5 protein-coding genes and 1 tRNA gene are annotated in these 6,000 nt (G+C 36.4%); 4 read left to right on the top strand and 2 right to left on the bottom strand.

Going from position 1 to position 6,000, the window contains the following annotated elements:
• Nucleotides 1-21: 21 nt before the first annotated feature.
• The 3 genes from ACK2WI_RS02435 (at nucleotide 22) to ACK2WI_RS02425 (ending at nucleotide 3,476) form a co-directional block, all read left to right on the top strand.
• A tRNA-Leu gene (locus tag ACK2WI_RS02435) sits at nucleotides 22-106 on the top strand.
• A 1,566-nt stretch (nucleotides 107-1,672) separates the two neighbouring features.
• On the top strand, nucleotides 1,673-1,819 hold the full coding sequence (locus ACK2WI_RS02430) for a hypothetical protein (protein ID WP_169918993.1): 147 nt from the start codon (nucleotides 1,673-1,675) through the stop codon (nucleotides 1,817-1,819).
• 34 nt (nucleotides 1,820-1,853) lie between these two features.
• Nucleotides 1,854-3,476, top strand: a complete 1,623-nt coding sequence (locus ACK2WI_RS02425) for a hypothetical protein (protein WP_312698526.1) — start codon at nucleotides 1,854-1,856, stop codon at nucleotides 3,474-3,476.
• 84 nt (nucleotides 3,477-3,560) lie between these two features.
• Here the strand turns inward: ACK2WI_RS02425 and ACK2WI_RS02420 are convergent, their stop codons facing one another.
• Together ACK2WI_RS02420 and ACK2WI_RS02415 are read right to left on the bottom strand one after the other, a co-directional pair.
• Entirely contained in the window at nucleotides 3,561-4,394 is an 834-nt protein-coding gene (locus ACK2WI_RS02420; RefSeq protein ID WP_312698527.1) for a glycoside hydrolase family 16 protein, read from the bottom strand.
• Nucleotides 4,395-4,402: 8 nt separating this feature from the next.
• A complete protein-coding gene (locus tag ACK2WI_RS02415; RefSeq protein WP_312698528.1) occupies nucleotides 4,403-5,116 on the bottom strand; it encodes an SOS response-associated peptidase family protein in 714 nt (237 codons plus the stop codon).
• A gap of 361 nt (nucleotides 5,117-5,477) precedes the next feature.
• On the opposite strand from ACK2WI_RS02415, the gene ACK2WI_RS02410 reads away from it, so the two are divergent.
• Nucleotides 5,478-5,996: an O-acetyl-ADP-ribose deacetylase gene (locus tag ACK2WI_RS02410; RefSeq protein ID WP_312698529.1), complete on the top strand. Its 519-nt coding sequence runs from the start codon at nucleotides 5,478-5,480 to the stop codon at nucleotides 5,994-5,996.
• Nucleotides 5,997-6,000: the final 4 nt, after the last annotated feature.

The raw sequence follows: 6,000 nt of genomic DNA, 5'->3' as shown, positions 1-6,000 counted from the left end.
AATCTCGTCTTTCGCTCAGTTGCCTAGGTGGTGGAACTGGTAGACACGCAGGACTTAAAATCCTGTTCCCGTTAAGGGAGTGCGGGTTCGATTCCCGCCCTAGGTACAGAAAAAAGCCGCTTTGAGCGGCTTTTTTAGTATAACAGTATTTAGTAGTTAGTATTTAGACCTATAACTCCCAAGATATACTTATTCCTAAAAATAATAGATTAGGCAAGGAAAAAGCTTATTGAATTATTTTCTCATTAACTTATCAAGCAGCTATTCTCAAGGGAATTAAACCTATTGCCAAAAGTGGCCTTTTGGAGGGTGAAAATATTTGTTTAGATTGAAAAACCTCAGCGGGCTGGGTCATTAAGTTAAGCTAAAAACCCCTTTCTTTTGTCACCCTGAAAAGTAAAAATTTGGGCTAAATTTATCGGAAGGTGTTGACAGGAAAGTGGAAGGCAAGTTTTTTTTAAAAATTTTAGAGATACAACCCCATCGGGGTTCCATTATTTTAGCAGATATGGTACGTTAGCCTGGAAGTCGCGCAAAAACGATGTTCGATTATTCGAACATCGTTTTTGCATTAACCCTTTATAGTTTACCATCCATGCTAAAATAATTCATCCCCCGCTGGGGATGTATGGCGGATAAAAAATATTCTTCTGGTAAATAAATATAGGTCTAAACCAAAAAACACAGATTTAACAAACGTGTCATAGGTACGCAGGAAGTGACTCGGAACATTTCAGAATTTAGACAAGAAAGGCAAGCTAGCAATTGTATTGGCGTACAGTTCCTGCACCTTCGGTGCAGCATGACAGAGTCTGTGGAAGGGGATCCGTACAGATTCTTCACTATTCGTTCAGAATTGGACGTTTCCTGAGAGGGGTTCAGAGCACAGTGAAGAATCTATTTTTTTATATTTTTTAGAATCGGTGTCATTCCGCTATCGTAAGATGAGGAAACTAATTCAAATGATTGTGGATCGTTCCGAGATGTTTCGTGCCTCAACATGAACAAAAAAAAACAAATGAAATTGGCCCTAATCTTTCATCTTTTTCCATTAAATTTAGATCAAATTTTAAACGCAAGGAACGATAAATAAAGAACCTAAATCCTTATCATCGTACGCCTAAAAAAAATATTTTATAATATCCCCCTCACTTCCCTAAAATTTCACATTAAGAAAATTTTCAATCTTTCAAAAAATTCAAATTTCCCTTCGACCTTATTCGAGACATATTCCGAAATCTCCAAAACTGTTTAACTTATTCCCCGAACATGCCTCGAATGAATCTCGAAGCAGACTAGAATATATATCTCGCTTAATGCCGATATTTTCATCAAAAAATCATCCTGATTTCAGCACTTAATTCACATCATTGCGGTTCGTAACTTTATCCATTTCAGTCAATTATTTATAGTTATTTAAAATATCATTTCTACGCTTCAGGAAAGATTACCACATATCAATAGTGTTGTGTAGTAATGAAACGACAATTTAAAATTAACTGCCAATCCGCATATCTACTTCAATAGAGAAAATGATTTTACTGCGTATTTTTACAATGTTTTCAAATAGGAGACATTAGAATATACCGAAAATCACTAACTATTAACGCGTAATTCTAAAATTTATTAAAGTATCACTAACTAGGTGCAAAGCATTATGGATAAAACTTACATGAGTCCAAAAATCGAGATTCTCGATATCCATCTTGAAGAAGGTATAGCTTCAGGATCAGCATTTGTTCGCCCTCATAACAATGAAAATGAGATGATGGACCAATGGTACCAAGACGATCAGGAAACAAGAAATATCGATTGGTAAATCAAACACACAAAGATTAATAAAAACCTACAAAATGGAATTTACACTACTGAACAAGATGGCTAGATTAAAAAGTATGTTCTTTATAGCAATTCTGCTACTTAGCTTTCAATCTTGTAAAAAATCAGATTCTGACTCTGTTTCTGGAGAACTGACGACCGTGAAGGTAAAACTTTCAGTTGGCTCACCTGAAGAGGAAAGAATAGCATACGGAAGCAATAAATCAACTACTAGAGTACAAGAATCTAATGTTCAATTGTCGAATGTACAGATCAGCGACAACATGAGTATGGAAGTTATGGTGATCCGTGATGTTGAACCTTCAGCAATAAGAGGTACATCAGGATCAAACAATGCCGCTAAAGCTGCTACCCAAACTGTAACGAATACTTTGACCCCTGGGGTTAAGTACCGTATTATGGTTTACGATAATGGCGGCGCGCATAAAGGTAATTACGATTATATCTATGGTAGCGAACCTACCACAGGTGGAATCCAATTGAACGCTGGAGAGACTTATACATTTGTTGTTTATTCAGTAAACAGTACTTCAGACTTACCGGATGCTAGTAACCAAGGAAGTTTAAGTACAGCAAGTTTGAGTAATATTTCCAGTGATTTAATGTTCTTTAAAAAGACCTTAACGTTGAACCATGGAGACAATAATTTGAACGCTATATTAGTACATAAATTCAGCCAGATTACTACCACCATCGAAATGGATGATAGTATGACTGGATCAATTGAAGCGATTTCAAATACCCGTTTCTCTCCGACTAAGGCTAGTGGATCATTAAAATTCAGTGATGAAAGCTTGAGTTTCCCAAATGCCAATGGTCAAACTAATGTGACTTTCCCAGCTATTACTCCGGGATTAAGAACCATTACCAGTAATCCTACCTTCTTGATCAGCAAGAGTGTTACGGATGCCATCTTTACTTTTGGATCCATTACTCTAGATGCAGAAACAAAAACAGGAATTGAAGTTAAGAATGTAAAGATTACCCCTGGACATAAATACAATTTAGTATTACGATTCAGAGCATGTACACAAAATGTAACTTCGGATGCATTGAACTGGAGATATGAAGAGGCAACGTGGACAACTTGGGATTTCTGGAATGGCTTGGTAAATCATATTGGTATCATTAAAGACGGTAAGAGAATTAAAAACAATGAGATTATTACCAATTCATTCAGTGCACCACAGGCAAACTATGGTTTCCAATTTGATATAACCGAATTAGATAATGCCTTGAATATGCGCGTAAATAATCAGTATATTTTTGGAACTAGCTTCTCAGACCAAATTCAATTCCAGACGAATACAAAACTTGGAACGCAAAGAAATATAGCATTTGAAGATGGAACTGAATATGCAACAAATGGTATTAATGAGGTTTTCCACCTAAAAGGTACTTTGGAAAAACCATTGATCCGTATCATGATCAGTAGAACTGGTGAGGTAACCATGCTAGGAAGCAAGACTAACGAAGGACCATTAGTTCCATTGCGTTTGAAAGGTGGCAAACAATTCAACAAAGTTAACTGGAGCGCTACAGGTCCAAACACCGTTGTGGTAAGTCAGAAAGTTGACGGTAGAACAATTGTGATTGGTAAAGGTTATGGTAGAAAAAGGATAAACTGTCCTAATTAAGAATAGCCCCATTAAATAACAGGATATAATTTTAAGATAGCGGCCAAATATAATATTTGGCCGCTTTTTTATGTTGAAATTTATTTATTGGTATACTCGAACCCAATCAATTTCCATAGCAACTGGTAACTGACCTTGGTCTACCTTCCCTACCCAATTACCGCCCAACTGCTGGTCGATCAGGATAAAAAATGGTTGATCATAAGGCCATTGAGATGCATCCACTCCTTCTACCATTGGATAAGTAAATGTATCTTTTCCATTGAGCTGGAAGACTATTTTGTCAGGATACCAAGAAATTCCAAAAACATTGAATTCAGATGGTTCGATGGCAGTTGTTCCTGAATGCGGTGGATTGTCTTGCTGCCCAAGATTTAGGGTATAATGAGAATGGGTGGTCTGATAGATAATTTTATCATAGTTTAAGTGTTCCATGATATCTATTTCCCCGTTCATAGGATATTTACCATATTTATCCAATTCGGCTAACATCCACATGGCTGGCCATGCTCCTTGTGCACTGCCCAATTTGGCCCTAATTTCTATACGACCATATTGAAAGGCAAATTTATTCTTGCTCCAGATTCCACCTGTAATAAATGGTCTTGGATCTGATGATTGATCTGGATTATTGATTCCCAGTAATACCAATTTTCCGTCTTCCATCCGAAATACAGCATCTGATGTACTCATGTGCCGATTCCAATCGGATTCACCTTTGGGAATCCTGGACCACTTTGTAGAATCAATCGCTGTTCCTTCGAAATTATCCTCCCACACTAACTTCCATTTTTTCTGTGCTCTATCTTCTTTTTGGATATGTACATAAGGTTTGTCCTTCATCTTTTGGGTTACTGTACATCCCCCTAAAAAAGCTATAGAGATTAATCCAAGAAGATATAGATTTTTTGTTTTCATAAGATGGCTTAAAATAAAGAAGTCTGTCCTGACCAAGGTTTTTGGATATCGGGACGATTGGTATTTCCAGTCCGATCGCCTGTAACGCGATATACCTGATGTGCATTTAGTTCCATTGGATAAGGGATCATCAATTGCTTGATTTCATCTTTGCCCTGGGCGAATAACCAAGCATCCCGGGAATCTTCAGGAATAACAAGGGGCATCCGTTTCTTTTCATTATGTACCTCTTCAAGGAGTTTATTTGCAGCCGTGGTGATTACGGAAAAAGTTGGATAAGTTTCTCCGGTTTCCTGATCAGTAAAGTCGGAATATACGATACCTAGACTGATGATTTCACGGTTTGGAGTATAAATAAAGTAATTCTCAGATTCTTTTTTACCAGCGACTTTATGCGGTTCATAAAAACCAGTAACATACAATAAACCGCGATTATTAAGGATGTAATTCTTATAGCTAGCTTTTTCAAAAATACTTTCAGCCTCTGCATTGAGGGTGTTTGCATATTTACCGGCATCGGTTTCGTTTTTTACCCAACCTGGAATCAGCTTCCACCTCGCTTCAATCACTGAGTCTGAATCTTTATTTAAGGTAACAGGAAGGTATGGTCTAGTAAATCCCGATATATGGAAAATTTCATTTTCATTCGGGTAATAGATCTTCTTTTTGGGAAGTTTGTTTTTTAATTCTGATTTGCTTGGAGAACCAACATGATAACACATATTTATAAGGTAGATTTCAGTTGAAAATAATAATTATTTAATAATAAAACACATTTTTTGATCATAGCCATATCTAGAAATAGAATTGTGTGTCGGTGGCTAATAAACAATTATACCCCAATAGCTTGGGGTATAATCTTATGCAAATTGACAATACATTGTAAACTAATTTCTGAAAAGAGTCAATCTGCAATTTTATGGTTGTATTGCGATGTGCGTTATAACAGTTTTAATGTTTCAGATATTTTTGAAACAAATTAAATGTAAATTGGTTTTTGGAAGCTTAGAATTTTTTTGAAGTATAAAATAAACAAAACAATTCTTTTCCTAATTGATTCATCCATAAAGGTATATTGAAAATATGAGGGATAAAATAAAATTGGAATTGGGGGATATTACCAAATGCCAAGAGGATGCCATTGTCAATGCTGCGAACACTTCCTTATTGGGTGGCGGAGGTGTGGACGGTGCGATTCATCGTGCAGCAGGACCTACTTTAGTGGAAGAATGCCAAAAGATCCGAAACCGACAAGGCGGTTGTAAGACCGGAGAGGCAGTCATTACCCATGCGGGAAATTTACCTTGTAAATTTGTGATCCATGCCGTGGGGCCTGTTTGGAAAGATGGTAACCATAAGGAGGATGAACTATTGTATAATGCTTACCACAATAGTTTAGTTTTGGCGAGTGCAAATAATCTAAAAAGTATAGCATTCCCTAATATCAGTACCGGTATTTATGGTTTTCCTAAAGAAAGAGCTGCAAAAAAAGCTATTCAGGCTGTAAAAGATTATTTATCTGAAGATGAATCAATTGCAGAAGTGAAATTTATCTGTTTTGATGAAGAGAACTATAATATTTACAAGAAATTGTTGGATTAAACTA

Origin of the sequence: Sphingobacterium sp. BS-2 (genome assembly GCF_046161205.1) — a bacterium.
Taxonomy (GTDB): domain Bacteria; phylum Bacteroidota; class Bacteroidia; order Sphingobacteriales; family Sphingobacteriaceae; genus Sphingobacterium; species Sphingobacterium mizutaii.
The sequence above is the reverse complement of the archived record's forward strand: the minus strand, read 5'-3'. Positions and strand labels throughout refer to the sequence as shown.